At 59.6% G+C, this 17760-nt stretch carries 18 protein-coding genes; all 18 read right to left on the bottom strand.

All coding sequences use genetic code 11. The annotated features are described in order from the left end of the window. Nucleotides 1-21: 21 nt before the first annotated feature. Nucleotides 22-195: a hypothetical protein gene (locus BM160_RS22645; RefSeq protein WP_177219035.1), complete on the bottom strand. Its 174-nt coding sequence runs from the start codon at nt 193-195 to the stop codon at nt 22-24. 25 nt (nt 196-220) lie between these two features. Further along, nucleotides 221-1420, bottom strand: coding sequence for a PLP-dependent transferase (locus BM160_RS14970; protein ID WP_092006977.1), 1200 nt, complete (start codon nt 1418-1420; stop codon nt 221-223). 56 nt (nt 1421-1476) lie between these two features. Beyond that, complete coding sequence (locus BM160_RS14965) at nt 1477-2001, bottom strand: phosphoribosyltransferase (protein ID WP_092006976.1); 525 nt, start codon at nt 1999-2001, stop codon at nt 1477-1479. A gap of 76 nt (nt 2002-2077) precedes the next feature. Next, nucleotides 2078-3418 (bottom strand): adenylosuccinate synthase, encoded by a 1341-nt coding sequence (locus BM160_RS14960; protein ID WP_092006975.1) that lies wholly within the window; start codon nt 3416-3418, stop codon nt 2078-2080. Between the two features lie 77 nt (nt 3419-3495). Beyond that, nucleotides 3496-4683, bottom strand: a complete 1188-nt coding sequence (locus BM160_RS14955; protein WP_092006974.1) for an ATP phosphoribosyltransferase regulatory subunit — start codon at nt 4681-4683, stop codon at nt 3496-3498. 142 nt (nt 4684-4825) lie between these two features. Then, nucleotides 4826-5014: a DUF2065 domain-containing protein gene (locus BM160_RS14950; protein ID WP_092006973.1), complete on the bottom strand. Its 189-nt coding sequence runs from the start codon at nt 5012-5014 to the stop codon at nt 4826-4828. Nucleotides 5015-5020: 6 nt separating this feature from the next. Further along, nucleotides 5021-5920 (bottom strand): protease modulator HflC, encoded by a 900-nt coding sequence (hflC, locus tag BM160_RS14945; protein ID WP_092006972.1) that lies wholly within the window; start codon nt 5918-5920, stop codon nt 5021-5023. A gap of 11 nt (nt 5921-5931) precedes the next feature. Next, the gene (hflK, locus tag BM160_RS14940; RefSeq protein WP_092006971.1) at nt 5932-7341 is read right to left on the bottom strand and encodes an FtsH protease activity modulator HflK; all 1410 of its coding nucleotides are present in this window, start codon (nt 7339-7341) and stop codon (nt 5932-5934) included. A gap of 68 nt (nt 7342-7409) precedes the next feature. Beyond that, the gene (gene hflX, locus BM160_RS14935) at nt 7410-8558 is read right to left on the bottom strand and encodes a GTPase HflX (protein ID WP_092006970.1); all 1149 of its coding nucleotides are present in this window, start codon (nt 8556-8558) and stop codon (nt 7410-7412) included. A 17-nt stretch (nt 8559-8575) separates the two neighbouring features. Next, a complete protein-coding gene (hfq, locus tag BM160_RS14930) occupies nt 8576-8845 on the bottom strand; it encodes an RNA chaperone Hfq (protein ID WP_092006969.1) in 270 nt (89 codons plus the stop codon). Nucleotides 8846-8894: 49 nt separating this feature from the next. Beyond that, entirely contained in the window at nt 8895-10238 is a 1344-nt protein-coding gene (gene der, locus BM160_RS14925; protein WP_092006968.1) for a ribosome biogenesis GTPase Der, read from the bottom strand. A gap of 25 nt (nt 10239-10263) precedes the next feature. Beyond that, nucleotides 10264-11409: an outer membrane protein assembly factor BamB gene (gene bamB / locus BM160_RS14920; protein ID WP_092006967.1), complete on the bottom strand. Its 1146-nt coding sequence runs from the start codon at nt 11407-11409 to the stop codon at nt 10264-10266. Then, nucleotides 11406-12098 (bottom strand): YfgM family protein, encoded by a 693-nt coding sequence (locus BM160_RS14915; protein WP_092006966.1) that lies wholly within the window; start codon nt 12096-12098, stop codon nt 11406-11408. Before BM160_RS14915 ends, bamB begins: the two co-directional genes overlap by 4 nt. Before the next feature lie 72 nt (nt 12099-12170). After that, a complete protein-coding gene (hisS, locus tag BM160_RS14910) occupies nt 12171-13535 on the bottom strand; it encodes a histidine--tRNA ligase (RefSeq protein WP_177219034.1) in 1365 nt (454 codons plus the stop codon). Nucleotides 13536-13540: 5 nt separating this feature from the next. Continuing rightward, the gene (ispG, locus tag BM160_RS14905) at nt 13541-14815 is read right to left on the bottom strand and encodes a flavodoxin-dependent (E)-4-hydroxy-3-methylbut-2-enyl-diphosphate synthase (RefSeq protein ID WP_092006965.1); all 1275 of its coding nucleotides are present in this window, start codon (nt 14813-14815) and stop codon (nt 13541-13543) included. Next, nucleotides 14815-15840 (bottom strand): helix-turn-helix domain-containing protein, encoded by a 1026-nt coding sequence (locus BM160_RS14900; protein ID WP_092006964.1) that lies wholly within the window; start codon nt 15838-15840, stop codon nt 14815-14817. The genes ispG and BM160_RS14900 overlap by 1 nt, the downstream gene beginning before the upstream one ends. Continuing rightward, entirely contained in the window at nt 15815-16624 is an 810-nt protein-coding gene (pilW, locus tag BM160_RS14895) for a type IV pilus biogenesis/stability protein PilW (RefSeq protein ID WP_092006963.1), read from the bottom strand. The genes BM160_RS14900 and pilW overlap by 26 nt, the downstream gene beginning before the upstream one ends. Continuing rightward, nucleotides 16621-17757: a dual-specificity RNA methyltransferase RlmN gene (gene rlmN / locus BM160_RS14890; RefSeq protein WP_092006962.1), complete on the bottom strand. Its 1137-nt coding sequence runs from the start codon at nt 17755-17757 to the stop codon at nt 16621-16623. Before rlmN ends, pilW begins: the two co-directional genes overlap by 4 nt. Between the last annotated feature and the right edge of the window lie 3 nt (nt 17758-17760).

Raw genomic sequence — 17760 nt, 5'->3', positions numbered from 1 at the left:
TATTTGAAGAGTCCTATGGTCTCAGGGAGCCGGATCGGAAGCTGGCAGACCGGTTTCAGACTCATCGGGCGCATCAGACGTTTCGCTCTCGTCATCGGGCTTGCCTTCGGCCTTGCGCTTGAGCTTGTCTTCTTTTTTTCGTTTCTTCGCTAGCTCCTTTTGGCGCTTTTCATAGGAGTAATTGGGAGTTGCCACGGCATGCTTTCATGAATAATTAACCCTAACTGTAATGCATTGCCGCCAGGGCCTGGGCAATGTCCGCCTGCAGGTCAGCCACCGCCTCCAAACCCACCGCAAAGCGCACCAGCCCGCCCTGATGGGGCCAGGGCAGACTACGCACCGCCTGGATGTTGTAGGGCACGCACAAGCTCATAGGGCCGGCCCAGCTATAGCCGATCTTGAAGAGCTTAAGGCTGTCGCAAAAATGGTTGATCTGCTGCTGCGTGAGCTCGGGCTTGAACACCGCGCTGAACAGACAGGCCGCGCCCTTGCAATCCCGTTTCCAGGCGGCATGGCCGGGCGAGTCGGGCAAGGCCGGGTGCAGTACCGCGGCAATTTGCGGCTGGGACTGCAGCCAGGTGGCCAGCGCGCGTGCCGCGGCATCCTGGGCGGCATAACGCAGCGCCATGCTGCCCAGGCCGCGCAGCACCAGCTCGCTATCGTTGCCGCTGACACTCAGGCCCAGTCGCATGTGGCACAGCTGAATCGTGTCGTGCAGCGTCACATCGCGTGTCACTACCGAGCCCATCAGCACGTCGCCGCCGCCACTGGGGTATTTGGTGAGGGCCTGCACGGCAACGTCGGCACCCAGCTCGAAGGCGTTAAAGGCCAGGCCGGCGCCCCAGGTGTTGTCCAGTGCCGTGACTACGCGCAGCGGATGGGCTTGCGCCGCGTTCGCGTTGTGGGCCTTGACGACGGCCACCAGCGCGGGAATGTCGGGAAACTCCAGCGTCACCGAGCCTGGCGCTTCCAGCCAGACCAAACGCGTCTTGCGGTTGAGTTTGGCGGCCAGATCCGAGGGCTTCATGGCGTCGTAAAACTGCAGGCTGATGCCCCAGTCCGCCAGCTCCCCTTCGGCAAAGGTTTTGCCGGGGCCATAGGCGTTGTCGGGAATCAGCAGCTCATCGCCGGTTTTCAGGAAGGCCATGTCGACCAGCGACACTGCCGACAGGCCGCTGGGCGCCAGCAGGCAGTGCTGGCCGCCTTCCAGGGTGGCAATGCGCGCTTCCAGCGTGAAGGTGGTGGGCGTGCCGTGCAGACCGTAGGTATAGGCTTCCCGGCGCTTCCAGTCGCGGTCATGCATGGCCGCAACGTTGGGAAAGATGACTGTGGAGGCTTTGTGAACCCCTGGTGCGGTGGCTTCAAAGCCCTCGGGCGGGGTGTAGGGATGGTGAATCAGCTGGGTAGATAAATCGCTCATGCCGCCATGTTAACGGCATGAGCAACCAGGCGCTGGCGCTGTCGTTCAGCGCTGTCTTAAAACTTCCACTTGTCCATCAGCTGCACTGGCGTGAGCGTGTCGTAGCTCTCAAAGGGCTGATGTATCCAGGGATTCGTGGGCAGCAATTCCACCGAGTAATCGGGCTGGAAGCTGGACGCACCCTTGGTCCAGATGACGGCGCTGCGCAGCTCGGAGATCGGCTGGTAGTTGTTGCGCAACTGGTGAATCACCGCATTCAGGGTCACGCCGGAATCGGCCAGATCGTCCACCAGCAAGACCTTGCCGGCAATCTCGCCCTTGGGCGTGGTGATGTAGCGCGCGATGTCCAGCTTGCCCTGCAAAGTCCCGGCTTCAGCGCGGTAAGAGCTGGTCGACATGATGGCCAGCGGCTTGTCAAAAATGCGCGAAAGAATGTCACCCGGGCGCATGCCGCCGCGTGCCAGGCACAAGATGGTGTCGAACTCCCAACCTGACTGGTGAATCTTGATCGCCAGTTTTTCAATCAGATTGTGGTATTCGTCATCGCTGACGTAGAGATGCTTGCCGTCTTCGGTCAACATAAAATTACTCCTTATTCAATAGCTAGCCGCGCCCGTATTCATTGGGCTGACGGCCTGTTTGACTAAATTTTTGACCTCAGGCGGCGTAAGGGTTACGCAGCAAGATGGTGTGGTCCCGATCCGGGCTGGTGGAAATCATGTGCACCGGCACACCGGTGATTTCTTCAATCCGCTTCAGGTAATACTGGGCTGCAGCTGGCAGCTTGTCGTATTGCGTCACACCCACCGTGCTCTGGCTCCAGCCAGGCATGGTTTCGTAAATCGGCTGGCAGCGCTCGATGTCGTCCGCGCCCATGGGCAGGATGTCGGTGATATGGCCGTCCAGTTCGTAGCCGGTGCACAGCTTCAACTCCTCCAGGCCATCGAGCACGTCGAGTTTGGTGATGCACAGGCCGGACAGGCCGTTGACCTGGGCCGAGCGCTTGAGCAGGGCCGCGTCAAACCAGCCGCAGCGACGGCTGCGACCTGTGGTCACGCCTTTTTCAGCACCCACGGTGCTCATGTGATAACCCGGCGTACCTTCTTTTTCCCAGTCGAGTTCGGTCGGGAATGGTCCACCGCCTACACGTGTGCAGTAAGCCTTGGTGATGCCCAGGATGTAGTGCAGCATGCCCGGACCGACGCCGGCGCCGGCGGCGGCATTGCCGGCCACGCAGTTGCTGGAGGTGACATAGGGGTAGGTGCCGTGGTCCACGTCCAGCAAGGTACCCTGCGCGCCTTCAAACAGCAGGTTGGCGCCTTCAGCGTGGGCATCGTTGAGCTCGCGCGAGACGTCAGCCATCATGGGCTTGAGCAGCTCGGCGTGTTTCATGGCCTCGTTGTAAACGGTGTCGAAGTCGATTGCCGGCGCATTCAGGTAGCCGGTCAGCACAAAGTTGTGCAGATCCAGCAGCTCGCGCAGCTTGGTGGCGAAACGCTCGGGGTATTTCAGGTCTTGCACCCGCAGCGCGCGGCGGGCGATCTTGTCTTCGTAAGCCGGGCCGATACCGCGGCCGGTGGTGCCGATCTTGGCGATGCCGCCTTTTTCGCGGAAAGCCTCACGTGCAATGTCAATCGCCGCATGGAAGGGCAGGATCAGCGGGCAGGCTTCGCTAACGCGCAGGCGCGAACGCACTTCGACGCCGGCCTTTTCCAGGCCTTCGATTTCCTCAAACAGCTTGGCCGCCGACAGCACCACGCCGTTGCCGATGTAGCACTTGACGCCGGCGCGCATGATGCCGCTGGGAATCAGGTGCAGCGCGGTCTTGACGCCGTTGATGACCAGCGTATGGCCGGCGTTATGGCCGCCCTGGAAGCGCACCACGCCCTGCGACATTTCAGTCAGCCAGTCGACCAACTTGCCCTTGCCTTCGTCGCCCCACTGGGTGCCCACGACGACGACATTGCGGCCCGTGGCTGCGCTTTGTTTGTTTGACATCTTCAATTTCTCGTTAAGGTTCGATGGGATAAAGCCGGCCGGTGTTTGACCCGTGATCTGGCTTTTCGTACCGCTTGTCACGCGGCTTTATTCAAGGGCTGGACCGTCCATTGTCCGGCCGTCCAGGCCAGTTCGCGGTCGCAGTCAAATTCATTGACTTCATGTTCATGGCCTGGCATCACGCAAGCCACGGTTTCGCCGCCAGCACGCAGGCCGGCAATGGCCACGCGCAGGCCCGCGTCTTCGCCCCAAGGCGCGCGAATGGCGGCCTTGAGTGGGCGCGGCGGCAGCACGCTGACCAGCTCCTTCAAATCCAGGCTGAAGCCGGCGGCCGGACGGTTGCGTCCAAAGACCGCGCCAACCTCGTCATAACGGCCACCGCGCGCCAGCTCGGCGCCTTGCCCGTAAATAGCGAAACGGGTGCCGCTGTAGTAAGCGTAACCGCGCAGATCAGCTAGATCGAAACTGACCTTGACCTCACCGCCCTGCGCCGTATGGGCCGCCAGCCACTTCAAATTTTGTAGCGCGTTCTGCACGCCAGGCATGGGCGGCAAGGCTTTTTCGGCCTCATCCAGGACTTTTTCGTCACCGTAGAGTTGCAGCAAGGCTTTCAGTCCCTCGCGCGCGGCGGCGGAAATACCTTGACCCAAGCTGGCCATCAGGCTGTCGAGCTCGCTCGCATCCTTTGCCGCCAGCGCGGCATGAATGCGCACCAGCGTGGGCCCGCTGACGGCCACCCCGGTCAGCAGGCTATTGACAATGCGGATGTCGGCCATGTCGACCGCCAAGTCGCTCACACCCGCCGCCCGCAGACCCTGCAGCGCCAGCAGTTGTGCTTCGAGATCGGCTTCCAGCCCGGCATGGCCGTAAATTTCGGCGCCAAACTGCAGCGGCTCGCGGGTAGCAAGCGGACGGTCGGCGCGGGTATGCACCACCGGACCACAGTAGCAAAGACGCGCCACGCCATTGCGGTTCAGCAAATGGGCATCGATTCGGGCCACTTGTGGCGTGGTGTCGGCGCGCAAGCCAAGGGTGCGGCCAGAGAGCTGATCCACCAGCTTGAAGGTTTGCAAATCAAGCGCCTCGCCGGTGCCAGTCAGCAGCGACTCCAGATGCTCCAGCAGCGGCGGCATGACCAGTTCATAGCCATAGCTGCGGGCGGTATCCAGAAACAAACGGCGCAACTCTTCGATGTGACGCGCCTCGGAGGGCAAGACATCGGCAATTTGATCGGGCAATTGCCAAGATGACGACCAGGCGGGCATTGTAATTTTCGTGGGCTGTTAAAAACGAGATTTTACCGGGCTTGGGGCCGCTTTTGCAGCCGCGCCCAGCGAGAGGCCTTAGGCGGGCTTAAATACCACGCCCAAAGTGGCCCTTGACAAGGGCCTTTTCGCTGCCAGTGCGTCAGGCCAGCAATACCAGCAGGACCAAGCCGATCACAATGCTGCAGAGCCCGAAAAAACGGATCTGCCCATTGCCCAGGGCAAGAAGCTGCTCAAACATGCGGCGCCAGCCCGAGGGCGAAATGAGTGGCAACAGCCCTTCAATCACCAGCATCAGCGCCAGCGCTTGCCAAAGGGTGTTGCCGTCCACAGGCGCTTATTTTTTGACTGGCGCAGCGGTGCTGCCAGAACCACGCATCGCCTTGAAGAAGTCGGATGAAGGGTCGAGTACCATCACGTCGCTTTTCTTGCTGAAGCTGGCTTTGTAAGCGTCCAGGCTGCGATAGAACTGGGCAAACTGGGGATCGCGTCCAAACGACTCGGCAAAGGTGCGGGCGGCCTCGGCATCGCCCTCGCCCTTGACCTTCTGAGCCTCACGGTAGGCATTGGCGATGGTGACTTCGCGCTGCCTGTCGGCATCGGCGCGAATTTTCTCGCCTTCGGCGGCACCGGTAGAGCGCAACTCGTTGGCCACACGCTGACGCTCTGCCACCATGCGCTTGTAAACCGAATCGGTAATGGCTTCCACATAGTCGACGCGCGTGATGCGAACGTCAACCACATCCACGCCCCACGGCTTGGCGCCCTGCACCACCTGCAGCACCTCGCGCTTGACATCGGCCATCAGGTCTTCGCGCTTGAGCGACAGCAAGTCCTTGACGGTGCGCTTGTTGATCTCTTCCTGGAAGGCGTTGCGAACCACCCGGTTGAGCTGATTGGCACCGGCCCTCTCGTCCAGCCCAACAACGCGAATGTATTCGGTGGGTTGCGTGATGCGCCAACGCACATACCAGTCGATCACGACGCGCTGCTTCTCCGCCGTCAACATGGGCTCGGCGTCCGCACTATCCAACACCAGCAGGCGCTTGTCGAGGTAGGAAACGTTCTGAAACGGCGGCGGCAGTTTCATGTGCAAGCCCGGCTCGGTGATCACATTCTTGATCTGACCAAGGGCGTACACCACGCCAAACTGGCGCTGATCCACCACGAACAGCGTGGAACTGAGCAGCGCCAAGGCCACCAACAAGGAAGAAACGATAAATCCGACTCTATTCACTTTTTTCTTCCTTAGCGGGTTTCACGGTCACGAGTGCGGGAGCTTTCGCGCGCACGGGCATCCAGCGGCAAGCTGCTGGCAGGCGAAGAGGACTGCGTCGCGGGAGGCGTGGAGCCAGCACCGGAAGCACCATCAACTGCGGCAGCGCCAGGTACGCTCATCTGCATGATTTTGTCCAGTGGCAGATACAGCAGGTTGGAACCCTGGCGCGACTCCACCATCACCTTGGTGACATTGCTGTAAACCTGCTGCATGGTGTCCGTGTACATGCGGTCACGCGTGACCTGCGGGGCCTTTTGGTATTCAGCCAGCACCGAGCGGAAGCGCTGCGAATCACCCTGGGCCTGAGCCACGATGCGAGCCTTGTAGGCCTCCGACTCTTCCTTCAAGCGCGAGGCAGAACCCACGGCCCGGGGAATCACGTCGTTGGCGTAAGCCTGGGCTTCGTTCTTGGAGCGTTCGCGTTCCTGTCCGGCCTTGAGCACATCATCAAACGCCGCCTGCACTTGCTCGGGCGGACGAACACCGCTTTGCTGGAGATTGATGCCCACGACTTCAACGCCAACCTTATAGCGATCCAAAATGGTTTGCATCAAAGCCCGCACACGTGGCCCGATCTGGTCGCGCTCCTCAGCCAGGGCTGAATCCATCTTCATTTTGCCAACCACTTCGCGCACCGCTGTTTCAGCAGCCTGAACCACAGCACTGGCGGGATCTTTGCTTTCAAACAGATAGGCGCGGGCATCGCTCAGGCGGTACTGAACGGCAAACTTGATTTCAACGATGTTTTCGTCTTCCGTCAGCATGGCCGAATCACGCAACCCGGTGGCTTTGATGATGACATCGCGGCCCACATCAACCGACCGGATCTGGGTCACCACGACAATTTCGTGGCGCTGAATGGGGTAAGGCAAGCGCCAGTTAAAACCCGCGCCCACCGTCGACTGGTATTTCCCAAATTGGGTAATGACAGCCTGTTGACCCTCTTGCACAATGAAAAAGCCGGTGCCCAGCCAGATCAGCACGGCCACGCCGGCAATCAGGCCCACGCCAATACCGGCATTCTTCATGTCGGGCTGAAAGCTGCCATTGCCACCGCCGCCACCAAAACCCTGGTTGCGACCTTGATCGGCATTATTTTTTCCGCCGCCGAACAATCCGCCCAGCTTGCGATTGAAATCGCGCCAGAGCTCATCAAGATCTGGCGGGCCTTGATTGGGGCCCTGGCCCTGCGGACGATTACCGCCCGGCTTGGGGGCTTGCCTGTCGTCTCGTGGGGACTCTGGCTTGGCCTCATCAGGGGATGACTTGTCTTCGTCCCGGCCCCAACGCGGGTCATTGAGGTTGAACATGCCTTGGGCGCGTTGCTTGAGTCGACCCGGAAAGGTCGTCAGCGTCTGCAGCACGGGATTCAGATTCATGGGATGAAACTCACTTTTTTTGTTACAGCAACATTGTGCCTAATGAATTTGCCAAATCGGGCAAGAGCTTAGGCGGATTGGGGGATTTCGTCTGGCGGAACACTGGCGGCCTGACGGGCCAGCAACTCGCGCAGCAAAGGCAGGCCCTCCCCTGTTTGTGCGCTGACAAATACTCTTTCTACACTGCGGCCCGCACCCTCAAAGGCGTCTCTGAGTTCGAACATGTCTTGAAGCTGCGGGGGCAAGCCTCCCTTTTCAATAGCATCAAGCTTATTGAAAACGAGTATCTGCGGCACATCAGCTGCACCAATTTCGGACAACACGCGCTGTACCTGCTCAATCTGCTCAAGGTAGTCGGGATTGGCACCATCCACCACGTGCAGCAGCAGGTCTGCGTCGACAGCCTCCTGCAAGGTGGCGGCAAATGCATCAATCAGCCCGTGCGGCAAGTCCCGAATAAAGCCGACGGTATCGGACAACGATACCGATCGATCTACCTCACCAAGATAAAGCTGGCGCGTGGTGGTATCCAGTGTCGCAAAAAGCTGGTCGGCAACATAAGCGTCGGCCTTGACCAGAGCATTAAAGAGCGTGGACTTGCCGGCGTTGGTATAGCCGACCAGTGAAATCGTAAAGGAGTTGCGCCGCTCTCTTTGCTTGCGCTGCGTTTTTCGCTGCTTCTTGACCTTGATCAGACGCTCTTTGGTGCGCTTGATGGCGTCGCCAATCATGCGCTTGTCGAGTTCAATCTGTTTCTCGCCAGGGCCGCCGCGCAAACCAGCACCACCGGTTTGACGCTCAAGGTGAGACCAGCGCCGCACCAGCCGCGTAGATACGTACTGCAGCCGCGCCAGCTCAACCTGCAGCTTGCCTTCATGACTGCGGGCACGCTGGGCAAAAATTTCCAGAATCAGCAGAGTTCTGTCATTGACCGGCATTTCCAGATGCCGCTCCAGATTGCGCTGCTGGGCCGGGCTGAGCGACTGGTCAAACAAAATCTCGGTGGCTCCGCTGTCCAGTGCGAGCATCTTGATCTCGTCGGCTTTACCCGAACCAATAAAGAGTGCCGCATCAGGTGCCTTGCGCTTGCAGATAACGCGCCCGACCGGCTGTAAGCCCGCCGTTTGCGCGAGCAAACCGAGTTCCTGCAAATCACCGTCAAAATTGGGAAGGCCCAGGTCGACCCCTACAAGAAGGGCGAGAGCTTGTGTTTTCACCGTGGCGTTGTATGAACTCAGCTGGTGGGAGCTTCTTCAGCGTCGCCAGTTGAAAAGCTCACCGCGCGGCCAGGAACAATGGTGGAAATCGCATGCTTGTAGACCATTTGGGTCACCGTATTGCGAAGCAGCACCACGTATTGATCGAAGGATTCGATCTGACCCTGCAACTTAATCCCGTTGACGAGATAAATCGAAACAGGCACATGCTCGCGACGCAAGGTGTTGAGAAATGGATCCTGCAATAGCTGGCTTTTGTTGTTGCTCACGATATTTTCCGTGTTCAAAGTTAATAGACCTTGACCTTACCACAGCGCTGTCCGCGCGTAGCTCGCTTTAGGTTGAGTCCTTGCCTGAGAAGGGGTTGTGCGAGGTTTTCAGCTGAATTCGCATAGGCGTGCCGACCAGATCGAATTCCTTGCGAAAGCGCCCTTCCAGATAGCGCTTGTAGGCCTCGGTGACATGCTCCAGGGAATTGCCGTGGATGACGATGATGGGCGGATTCATGCCACCCTGGTGCGCATAACGCAGCTTGGGGCGGAACACGCCGGAACGCTGCGGTTGCTGAAATTGCACGGCTTCGAGCAAGAGGCGCGTCAGCACCGGGGTGGACATCTTGCGATTGGCCGAGGCGTGAGCCTGAGCGATCGACTTCCAGACCGGCCCCAAACCCTGGCGCTTGATGGCAGAGATATGGTGGATGGCCGCGAACTTCAGAAAACCCAGACGAGTTTCAATCGAGCGCTCAAGCAGCTCGCGCTGATAGGAGTCGACAGCATCCCATTTATTCACGGCCAGCACCACAGCGCGGCCGCTTTCAAGAATGTAGCCGGCGATATGCGCATCCTGATCGGTCACGCCCTGCGTGGCGTCAAGCAGCAGCAAAACGACATTGGCATTCTCAATGGCTTGCAAGGTTTTCACCACGGAGAACTTTTCAATCGCCTCGAAAACCTTGCCTTTGCGGCGCAGTCCTGCCGTATCTATCAGCTCGAATTTTTGCCCGCCCTTTTCAAACGGCACGGAAATCGCGTCACGGGTAGTCCCGGGCATGTCAAACGCCACCAGGCGCTCCTCGCCCAGCCAAGTATTGATCAAGGTCGACTTGCCGACGTTGGGGCGGCCCGCCACCGCCAGCTTGATGATGGTCGGATCTTGCGGTTCGACCTCTTCATCGGGATCGGGCAGATTGAGTGGCGCCAAGGCCATGTCCACCAGCGTGCGCATGCCCTGGCCGTGGGCGGCCGCAACCGGCAGCACTTCGCCCAGGCCGAGCTCGAAAAACTCCGAGAACTGAACACCCTCGGTCATGCCCTCGGCCTTGTTGGCCGTCAGCACGGTGGGCTTGCCCAGCTTGCGCAAATATTTGGCGATGTCGTGGTCTTGCGCGCTGATGCCAGCCCTGGCATCGACGACAAAAATCACCACATCCGCTTCAGCCACGGCTTGCCGGGTCTGCTTGGCCATTTCCTTGTAAATGCCAGCCGTGGCATCGGGCTCGAAACCACCGGTATCGATGACGATGTACTCGTGCTGGCCCAGGCTGCCGTTGCCGTAATGGCGGTCACGCGTGAGACCGGCGAAATCGGCCACGATCGCATCCCGCGTCTTGGTCAGCCGGTTAAAAATGGTCGACTTGCCCACATTCGGGCGGCCGACTAACGCAATGACAGGTTTCATGAATCAGTTTCTGACAGGGCTGCGTTTATTCGGGCTTGAAGCCGTAAACGCCGCCATTATGGGTGAGCGCAACAAGAGTATTGCCGGCAAGCACGGGGGCTGCGGCAATCGCGGAACCGTCGGTGGACAGACGGTTGAGCAGGGAGCCGTCCTCGCGCGACAGGAGGTGAACAAAACCGGTGGCGTCGCCAATCACGACGGACTGACCGGCAACCAGCGGCGCGCTCAGGCTGCGATAACGCAGCTTGTCGCTTGACCAGGCGCGTTCGCCGTCGCTACGCCGCCAGGCGACAACCGTGCCATCGGCTTCGGTGCCAAACAGCAGGCGATCGTCGCCGCTAATACCTTGCACGCCTTGGGCTGGCTTGGACCAGAGCAGGCTGCCACGCGCAGCATCGACACAGCCAACGCTGGCCTGGAAAGCTCGCACGCAAACGTTGTTGCCGACCCGGCTAACGCGGCCAACCAGATCCACCAGACGCTCTACATCGTTGATGCCTCGCGGCGAGGCAATCGGCGCCTCCCATTGAATGCTGCCATTCGATGGGTTGAGGCCAGCAAGGCGACCGGCCAAGCCCACGACTAAGGTATCGCCGACTGCCAGCATCACGCCGGACTGGCGCAACACCAGGGGTTCGCTGGGGCGCTGCTGCGTCCACAGCTTGCGACCGGTCTGGCCATCAAAGGCATTGACCGAGCGATCTGCGGCCAACACAAAGACCCGGGCACCGGCCACAAACGGCGCGGTGAAGGCCTGGGCCTTGAGCTTTTGGCGCCAGAGTTCACGGCCATCCTGCATCGCCACGACTTCATTGGCCTTGGTCACCACGGCCAGCACCTTGCCATCGCCGCCGACACCGGCGGCAATAGGCGTCTTGAGATCCAGGCGCCAGAGGTCGCGACCGGTTTGAGCATCCAGCAAGGCCACGGTGCCGTCGCCGCTGGCAACGGCCACGCTGTTGCCGGACACGTTCACGTCCAGCGGAAAGTTCACCTGGCCAATGCGGCTGCTCCAGCTTTGACGCGCCGACACCAGGGCGGCCAGGGGTTGCAGTTCGGCCGGCTGGGGTTTGTTCGAGCCGCCAAAGCAGCCCGCCAGCATTGCTACCAAAAAAATAGCTAGTGGCACACGAGCAGCATACGCTAGAGGCCTAAAAGGCTTAAGAATCATTTATTGACTCCAGCGTTGGCGGCGTCAGCCGTCTTGACAGGCACAGGACTGGGGTCAACGCCCAGTGCGTTGAGCTTGACCTCCACCAGCCGGCGGTACTCGGCGCGCTCGTCCAGGCCTTTGTAGGCCTTTTCGTACTCGGCCTTGGCTTCGGCCTTTTTGCCCTGGGCCATCAGAACGTCACCGCGGCGATCCTCGGCCAAGGCCACAAAGTCTTTCGGGAAAGGCCCAGCCAACTGTTGCAGGGCTTCGTCATAGGCTTTCTTTTCCAGCAGCAGCCCGGCCAGGCGTAATTTGGCGATGGCCTGATAGCCTTCGTCGGAAGACTTGTCGGCGACCCAGTTCAAGGCGGCACGGGAGGCATCCACGTTGCCCTTGTCGTAATAAGCCTTGGCGGCCAGCAGACCCGCTTGCTGCGCATAAGTGGTGCTGCCGAAACGATCCTTCATGTCGGCCAGCGAGCGGTCTATCCTGGCCGTATCGCCAGACTGCACAGCGCGCTCTATCTCGTCATACATGACCGAGGCCTGTGACGCCTGGTTACGCTGCCAGTAGTGGTAGCCGTTCCAAGCCGCAAAAGCCCCTAAAACGACGATCAGCGCCCAAGTAATCGCATTACCGTACTGCTTCCAGAAATGCTTGAGCTCGTCAAGTTGTTCCTGTTCTTCCAAATCGAGGTGTTTTGCCATAAGTATCTGCTGGTGCTACCCCGTCACGGGGAGGATTGAGTTGGTGTGATTGTAGAGGCCTGAAACAGACTGTTAAATCGGGGCTTGCTCGCGCAGTAGATGGGCCCACGCGGCCGCCTCGTTCAGCGCTCGCAGCGTCTGGGCGGTCTCGGTTTTTTCGCCGCGCAGGGGCTTCACCGCCACACAGCCCTGGGCCAGCTCGGTGGCACCAAAAATCAGCGCAAATCTGGCACCACTGCCATCAGCCCGCTTGAACTGCGACTTCATGCTACCCATGCTGTCGGCGCTGGCGCCGGCATGCATCTGGACGCTGACGCCGGCGGCGCGCAAGGCCTGCAGCGTTTGCAGCACCACGGGCAGCGCCGAAACCTCAGGAATCACCGCGTAGGCATCAGGCACCGGCAGCGCGATCTCCGTGCCCTGCTCCTTGATCAGTTCCAGCACCCGCTCCACGCCCAGGGCCCAGCCCACGGCCGGTGCGGCCTTGCCACCCATCTGTTCGATCAGGTAGTCATAGCGGCCACCGGCGCAGATGGTGCCCTGCGCGCCCAGCCGGTCGGTCACAAACTCGAACACCGTGAGGTTGTAGTAGTCCAGCCCGCGCACCAGGCGGTGGTTGAGCGTCCAGGGAATGCCATTGGCGTCGAGTATGGCCTTCAGGCCATCAAAGTGAGCCAGCGACTGCGGGCCCAGAAAGTCGATCAATCGGGGCGCGCTTTCAACCACAGCCTTCATGGCTGGATTCTTGGTATCCAGAATACGCAAAGGATTGCTGTGGAGGCGCCGCTTGGCCTCTTCATCAAGCGCCTCTGCATGCTGCTCGAAATGGGCGATCAGCTGGGCGCGGTGCTGGGCACGCTCCTCGGGCTGGCCCAGGCTGTTGATTTCCAGACGCCAATCGCTCAAGCCCAGCTCTTTCCAGAGCGCTGCGGCGAGCAAAATCAGCTCGGCGTCCACTTCCGGACCGGCAAAGCCCAGGGCTTCTGCACCAATCTGGTGAAACTGACGGTAGCGGCCACGCTGCGGCCGTTCGCGGCGGAACATGGGGCCCATGTAATACAGGCGCTTGCCGCCTTCGTAAAGCAGGTTGTGCTCGGTCACCGCGCGCACCACGCTGGCGGTGTTTTCCGGCCGCATGGTCAGGTGGTCGTGGTCGCCATATTTATCCGAGCGGTCTTCGAAGGAATACATTTCCTTTTCAACGATGTCGGTCACCTCGCCAATACCGCGCACAAACAGCTGCGTGTGCTCCAGAATCGGCGTGCGGATGTTACGGTAGGCATAGCGCCCCATCAGGAAGCGCACCTTGTCTTCCAGCCACTCCCAACGCGCCGAATCCGGCGGCAGGATGTCGTTCATGCCTTTAACGGCAGTGAGTTTTTCTATTTTTTGCAAAGGCGATTTCTCCGCCCGGCCGGCAGTCATTTTTTCAAGCATGGGTTTCAGGCGTTTTCGGCGACGGCTACCGTACCGAAACGCTTTTCAATGTAGTTTTCAACGATGACCTGGAACTCCTGCGCAATGTGCTCGCCACGCAGCGTCAGTTTTTTCTCGCCATCAATAAATACCGGCGCGGCCGGCGCTTCGCCAGAGCCGGGCAGGCTGATGCCGATATCGGCATGCTTGCTTTCGCCCGGGCCATTGACGATGCATCCCATCACGGCGACCTTCAGGCCTTCGACGCCTGGGTAACGCTCGCGCCAGACTGGCATCTGGGCACGCAGAAAGTCATCGATCTGCTTGGCCAGCTCCTGGAAGGTAGTGCTGGTCGTACGACCGCAACCGGGGCAGGCCGTGACGCTGGGCACGAAATTGCGCAGTCCCAGCGCCTGGATGATTTCGGAGGCGATCACCACCTCCTGGGTACGTGCCTCGCCGGGCTGGGGCGTCAGGGAGACGCGGATGGTGTCGCCTATGCCCTCCTGCAGCAAGATCGACAGAGCCGCGCTTGACGCCACTGTGCCCTTGGTACCCATGCCGGCCTCGGTCAGGCCCAAATGCAGGGCGTAATCGCTGCGCTTGGCCAGCTCACGGTAGACCGAGATCAAATCCTGAACGCCGCTAACCTTGCAGGACAGAATGATCTGGTTGCGGCGCATGCCCATGGCCTCGGCACGCCTGGCCGACTCGACCGCCGAGGTAATCAGCGCCTCATACATGACCTGTTTGGCATCCCAGGGTGTGGCACGTGCGCTGTTCTCGTCCATCAGGCTGGCCAGCAATTCCTGGTCCAGGCTGCCCCAGTTCACGCCAATACGCACGACCTTGTCCCAGCGCATCGCCGCTTCAATCATCTGGCCAAACTGCTTATCGCGCTTGTCGCCCTTGCCCACATTGCCGGGGTTGATACGGTATTTGGACAGCGCCTCGGCGCAGGCCGGATAGTCCGTCAGCAAGCGATGGCCGTTGTAATGAAAGTCGCCTATCAGCGGCACATCGATACCCATGCGGTCGAGTTGCTCACGCACGTGTGGCACGGCTGCTGCCGCTTCGGGTGTATTGACCGTGATGCGGACCATCTCGGAACCGGCCAAAGCCAATTCCTTGACTTGAATGGCCGTGCCTATGACATCCACGGTATCGGTGTTGGTCATTGACTGGACGCGAACCGGCGCATCCCCACCAACAGTGAGCACACGAGAACCCCAAACGACCTGCGTCTGGGTGGAGCGCCGGGCTTTCGGAAAAGCCGATTCAATGGGGAGGCAGGGCTGCACTATTTCACCTCAAATCGGGCAACGTTATTTTTTGCAAATGCGGCCAGATCAAAGGCCACTCCGCGCACCTGGACCTGCGTGGCATCGGCCCGCCCAACCACGGCGGTCAACGGTAAAGCACCAGAAACGCTCACTTGCTCACCAGCGCCAAGGGTACGATTCAGTACCACAAGCCCTTTAGCATCCGTCACCTTGACCCAGGATTCACCCTTGGCGTGAAAAGCAACAATGCCATCGGGGGTAACGCGCTCAGACGGATTGACGGCAGTCGCTGCGCCATTCACTGGCACAACCGACGCTACCAAGGGTGCAACGGGCAGCGCCAACGATACCGGTGTTTGCACGATAGCAGAGGCCGGGGAAGTGGCTGGCACGGTCACAACATCACCTCCCGCAACTGCTGTCGAACTGTCCTGCGCTTGCTCTGCTTGGATCGGCAAAACGCCAGCCTCCGCCATGGGTGGTGATGGGGACAAGTCAGTCTGGGCAGTCACGACTTCGGCAGCTGCTTCACCCGATAACGTTCCCGGCTTGATGCGCGGCAAAAGAATCAACACCAGCGCGGCCAGCAAAAGAACCAAGCCGGCGAGCACAACGGGTCGGGAGAACTGCGCCCACGCAGACAAGCCCTGAGCATCGCCGCGCGAGCGAAATGGCGCATTGATGCCTCTGTTTTGAGTAACCAATTTGGAAGACTCGACCGAAGGCAGTCGATCCAGCACTGGCGCCGGATCAAGTTTGAGTATGCGGCACACACTGGAGGCCAGTGCACGCGCAAAAACAGCATCAGGCAAAAGGTCAAACTGACCCTGCTCAAGCGCTTCGAGTTTCTTGACGGGAACCTTGAGCGCTGCGGCCAACGCCGCAATGTGCAGGCCCTCAGCCTCGCGCGCCTGGCGAAGCAAGTCACCAGCCGTCGGTCCCGGAGTTACATCGTGGTCAACATTGACTCCGGCAGCTGGATCTGCACCAAAGTGCCCTGCCTGCATGAAGTTTCCCTCACTCATTAAACAAACCTTTTTCATAGGCCGCAGCTTCTGCAGACTGGGCAAAACGTTTTTTCAGCTGTTCGGCCAACTGCTGCACAGCCTCCCGATTATTCAGCTTGTTCTCAGTCTTGATACCCAGCCAAAGGGTTTCAGCATTGGCCAATTCACTATTATTCAAGCGGCGGACATAAAACTGCGCGCGCGTCAAATCACCGCGGGCATAGAGCAGATTTGCCAGGTTGTAAGCCGTGACCGGATTGCCCGCATCAAGCTCATAGGAATGCATCAGGCTTTGCTCCGCCTCGGCACGCTGACCGGCACGAACCTGACACACGCCTTGTGTCATCAAGGTTTTAGCCTTGCCCGTGTAAGTGGGGTTGGCAGCAGCCTGCGCAAACAAACGGAACGAGTCGCTATAGCGAGCCTGCTGGCACAGCAGCCAGCCATAGTTGTGCGCCACGTTGGCATCCGCAGAATTCAAGGCCAGCGCACGGCGAAAACTGTCTTCGGCCAGCGGAAGGTCATTGAGCCGCATGTAAATCAGGCCGCGCAGGTTGTACGCTTCCCCATAAGTGGGATCTGTAGCCAGCGACTGCTTGATTTCATCAAGCGCAACCTTGGTCTGCCCTTGTTCAAGATAGCCGCTCGCGAGCTCCATTCGCAGCCGCGCACGACGGCGCTGGTCGGACTCATCGGACTCGGTGACGAGGTCACTTCGGATGCCGGGTTCACCCGAAACACCCGGGCGTTGAGCACACCCCGCGAGTAATACAGCAGCCCAGCAGGCCGACAGCCAGACCACCCTAGAAGCAATACTCATACTTTGACCACCACCTTGATGCCACCCAACATACCTTGCCGTTGTGCAGCCATGCGCTGATCCACGCCGGTTCTATCCTGCACGTCGCCCGCCAACTGCCCGCAGGCCGCGTCAATGTCGTCACCACGGGTTTTCCGCACGGTTGTCACGATGCCCGCATCCATCAGGATTTTGGCGAACACCATCACTTGCGACATATCGGAGCGCGTCAAACCCGAAGCGGGAAATGGATTGAAAGGAATCAGATTGAATTTGCAGGACAAGCCGTTGATGGCATGGGTTTTCATCAATGCCACCAGCTGAGCCGCATGCTCAGGCTGGTCATTGACGCCGTCAAGCATGCAATATTCAAAGGTAATAAAGTCGCGCGGCGCTGCCGTCTGGTACCGCGCACAGGCTTGCAGCAGCTCGGCGATAGGATATTTCTTGTTCAACGGAACCAGGTTGTCGCGCAGCGTGTCTTGCGGTGCGTGCAGCGAAACAGCAAGCGCTACCGGGCAATCCTTGGCCAGACGGTCAATCATCGGTACAACACCCGAGGTTGACACCGTCACCCGACGACGGGACAAGCCATAACCATGATCATCAAGCATGACCTTTAGCGCCGGCACCAGTTGAGAATAATTCTGCAGGGGCTCGCCCATGCCCATCATGACGACGTTGGAGATGACACGTTCGTCGCGCCCCAGATGCTGGCGTAGAAAATGTTCGGCAAACCACAGCTGGGAAATAATTTCCCCTGTAGTCAGGTTGCGGCTGAAACCCTGATGCCCGGTCGAACAAAACCGGCAACCCACGGCGCATCCGGCCTGGGAAGAAATACACAAGGTTCCACGATCCGCTTCAGGAATAAATACGGTCTCGATGACATCGCCAGCGCCCACATCAAACAGCCATTTGATGGTGCCGTCAGTCGACTCATGACGCGATACGACGGTTGGCCCCTGCACATGGGCGGAGCCAGCAAGCTTTTCGCGCAAAGACTTTGCCAGATCAGTCATCTGTTCAAAATCTGCAGCCCCTTTTTGATGAATCCAGCGAAACAGTTGGGTGGCGCGGAAGCGCTTTTCGCCTAGCTGTTCGCAAAAGGCGGTCAAACCCTCCAGATCGTAATCAAGAAGATTGTTCGTCATTGA

The organism is Polaromonas sp. OV174 (assembly GCF_900112285.1).
In the GTDB taxonomy this organism is placed as follows: domain Bacteria; phylum Pseudomonadota; class Gammaproteobacteria; order Burkholderiales; family Burkholderiaceae_C; genus Polaromonas.
The sequence above is the reverse complement of the archived record's forward strand: the minus strand, read 5'-3'. Positions and strand labels throughout refer to the sequence as shown.

Excerpts from the sequence above, each read along its gene's own strand:
- rlmN (WP_092006962.1), bottom strand. The coding sequence starts at position 17,757 with ATGACGAACAATCTTCTTGATTACGATCTGGAGGGTTTGACCGCCTTT.
- BM160_RS14915 (WP_092006966.1), bottom strand. The coding sequence starts at position 12,098 with ATGGCAAAACACCTCGATTTGGAAGAACAGGAACAACTTGACGAGCTC.
- BM160_RS14960 (WP_092006975.1), bottom strand. The coding sequence starts at position 3,418 with ATGTCAAACAAACAAAGCGCAGCCACGGGCCGCAATGTCGTCGTCGTG.
- hflK (WP_092006971.1), bottom strand. The coding sequence starts at position 7,341 with ATGAATCTGAATCCCGTGCTGCAGACGCTGACGACCTTTCCGGGTCGA.
- bamB (WP_092006967.1), bottom strand. The coding sequence starts at position 11,409 with ATGATTCTTAAGCCTTTTAGGCCTCTAGCGTATGCTGCTCGTGTGCCA.
- BM160_RS14900 (WP_092006964.1), bottom strand. The coding sequence starts at position 15,840 with ATGAAAAAGGTTTGTTTAATGAGTGAGGGAAACTTCATGCAGGCAGGG.
- pilW (WP_092006963.1), bottom strand. The coding sequence starts at position 16,624 with ATGAGTATTGCTTCTAGGGTGGTCTGGCTGTCGGCCTGCTGGGCTGCT.
- hisS (WP_177219034.1), bottom strand. The coding sequence starts at position 13,535 with ATGCTTGAAAAAATGACTGCCGGCCGGGCGGAGAAATCGCCTTTGCAA.
- der (WP_092006968.1), bottom strand. The coding sequence starts at position 10,238 with ATGAAACCTGTCATTGCGTTAGTCGGCCGCCCGAATGTGGGCAAGTCG.
- BM160_RS14970 (WP_092006977.1), bottom strand. The coding sequence starts at position 1,420 with ATGAGCGATTTATCTACCCAGCTGATTCACCATCCCTACACCCCGCCC.
- BM160_RS14965 (WP_092006976.1), bottom strand. The coding sequence starts at position 2,001 with ATGTTGACCGAAGACGGCAAGCATCTCTACGTCAGCGATGACGAATAC.
- BM160_RS14955 (WP_092006974.1), bottom strand. The coding sequence starts at position 4,683 with ATGCCCGCCTGGTCGTCATCTTGGCAATTGCCCGATCAAATTGCCGAT.